Below are 505 nucleotides of genomic sequence, written 5' to 3'. Positions count from 1 at the left end.
GCCCATGAATTCTGGAAGCATTTGACCAAACGCTTCTAGTGCGTTTTGAGATGCTTTACGTGATGCGATGTTTGCTGGGTTAGCTTGAAGGTCAGCAATGATTTGGCTTGTCTTCTCTTCCCACTGTGCAGGAAGTTCGCCGTTTAGACGACGCTTAAGCTCTGCTGCTTCTGCAGGGTAAGCTGCTGCGTACGCTTCGAACTTCGCGTTCCAAGCCGCTTCTTTCTCAGTGCCTGCCGCTTTCGCATCCCACTCAGCGTATACGTCTGCAGGGATTTCAAATGCTGGGTGTTCCCAACCTAGGAATTCACGTGCTGCTGCGATTTCTTCCGCACCTAGTGGCGCACCGTGACAGTCGTGAGAACCTGATTTGTTTGGAGAACCAAAACCGATGATGGTTTTAGTACAAATAAGTGTTGGACGAGGGTCTGCTTTTGCCGCTTCGATTGCTGCGTTGATCGCTTCAGAGTCGTGACCATCTACAGCAGGGATTACGTGCCAGCCG

Annotated in this window: 1 pseudogene; it reads right to left on the bottom strand. The window is 51.1% G+C overall.

The annotated features are described in order from the left end of the window. A pseudogene (locus VCHENC03_RS17190) lies at positions 1-505 on the bottom strand (transketolase); the annotation flags it as partial.

Origin of the sequence: Vibrio sp. HENC-03, assembly GCF_000305755.2 — a bacterium.
GTDB lineage: Bacteria > Pseudomonadota > Gammaproteobacteria > Enterobacterales > Vibrionaceae > Vibrio > Vibrio owensii.
The sequence above is the reverse complement of the archived record's forward strand: the minus strand, read 5'-3'. Positions and strand labels throughout refer to the sequence as shown.